Source organism: Aminobacter sp. P4_D5 (genome assembly GCF_056401815.1).
Map to the genome: position 1 here is coordinate 1 of NZ_JBFUIP010000355.1, position 1665 is coordinate 1665.

Here is a 1665-nt window from a genome sequence, read left to right on the forward strand (position 1 = left end):
GGAGGGGGGAGGAAGGCGCGCTATTTCCGCCTCTCTTGAAGTCATGTCAACCATAACAACCACGCCGCGAATATCCAGGCAGTGACGTTGCCGCCAAATGCGCTATCATCGGTGCGGGGGAAGGCAACCAGGAGCACGCTCGTGCAGCAGCGGCGCGAAAAGGAATGGGACCTGTCCATCGGACCGGACACCGTCCGGCTGTTCATCCTCAAGGCCAAGGCGATCAGCGCCGGCGTCAACGAGGACTACGAGGACGGCGCCGAGCACGAGATCGAATATGACGGCGGCACCCGCGACAATCATCATCACGACGGGCTCGCCGAGGAAGAGGAAGAAAACCTCACCGAAAAAGAGCTGCACGAGCTGATCAGCGACCTCAATGTCGATGAGGCGGCCGAACTCGTGGCGCTGGCCTGGCTCGGCCGCGGTGACTACGACGCGTCGGAGTGGCAGGACGCCGTCGCCGAAGCGCGGGCGCGCAGCAACCGGCGCACGGCCAAATACCTGCTTGGCATGCCGATGCTGGGCAACTGGCTCGAAGAAGGTCTCGACGCGCTGGGGGCCTGACCTGCCCATTTCGACCCTTCGGTGACACCGACGTCACCGAAAGTGATGCGATGCGCCCGGCCTTGCAGGCAACCGGTCAGGGGTGCTCGCCGTTGACGGCGATGCATTTCAGCAGACCTCACCGCTCATCGCTGTTGTTGATCATCGCTCTGGCGACCTTGCCACAGCTAGCCTACGCTCGCCCGAAAGCGATCAACCTGCCTGAGCGAGGCCCGGTGCCCCAATTCGCGCCCGCTCCCGCCGTGCCGATGCCCTCGCCTGTCACCAAGCCTCCCGAACAGGCCTCGGTCCCAATTCCGCAGGCCCGCCCCGGCTCGCCCAAGGCCGCGCCCTTCTTGCCGGACAAGGGATTCATCGGTCCTCCCGCGCCCAAGATGCTGCCCGACCAGCGCTCGAATGCTCCCCGGCCAGCCGCCATGCCCATCGAAGAGACAGCCTGCCGCACGCGCCTGAAGGTACTCGGCGCCGAGTTCGAAGAATTTGCGCCGCAGCACGATGCCGACGGTTGCGCCCTGCCMTTTCCGCTCAAGCTGAAGCGGCTGTCCCGCTCGATCGACATCGAGCCCGACGCGGTCATCAACTGCGCCACCGCAGAAGCCACGTCTCGCTTCGCCACCGATGTCATCTCTCCAGCCGCAAAGACCGAATTCGGCGAAGATCTGACAACGATCGGCCAAGCCTCGGCCTATGTCTGCCGGCCGCGCAACGGCACCAGAAAACTGTCCGAACATGCCTTCGGCAATGCGCTCGACATTGCCCGCTTCACCCTTTCCAAGGGCACCGCCATCGAGGTCGAACCGGCCCCACCCGAAAAGAACGCGACGTTTCTGGCTTCAATCCGCAAAGCTGCCTGCGGTCCGTTCAAGACGGTGCTCGGCCCCGGCAGCGACGCCGACCATTCGCTGCACTTCCATCTTGATCTCGCGCCCCGGCGCAATGGTGGCACGTTTTGCCAGTGACGCCCCATTTCCGCCGCAGCCGTAAATGGGGCCGCTGATCTTTCCTTTACCCTTGCCAGCTAGACTCTAGCCCTACCGGGACAGGAGCCTCGCATGGCCGCAGATTCGCGCGCCGCCATCGCAACCACCACATCGCAGC

Annotated in this window: 2 protein-coding genes; both read left to right on the forward strand. The window is 64.3% G+C overall.

Annotation, left to right across the window (positions count from 1 at the left end; all coding sequences use genetic code 11):
• The first annotated feature begins 141 nt into the window (after positions 1–141).
• Positions 142–567, forward strand: coding sequence for a DUF3775 domain-containing protein (locus tag AC1DWF_RS31800; RefSeq protein ID WP_476782785.1), 426 nt, complete (start codon positions 142–144; stop codon positions 565–567).
• Between the two features lie 215 nt (positions 568–782).
• Positions 783–1526, forward strand: a complete 744-nt coding sequence (locus AC1DWF_RS31805; protein ID WP_476782786.1) for an extensin-like domain-containing protein — start codon at positions 783–785, stop codon at positions 1524–1526.
• The last annotated feature ends 139 nt before the right edge of the window (positions 1527–1665 follow it).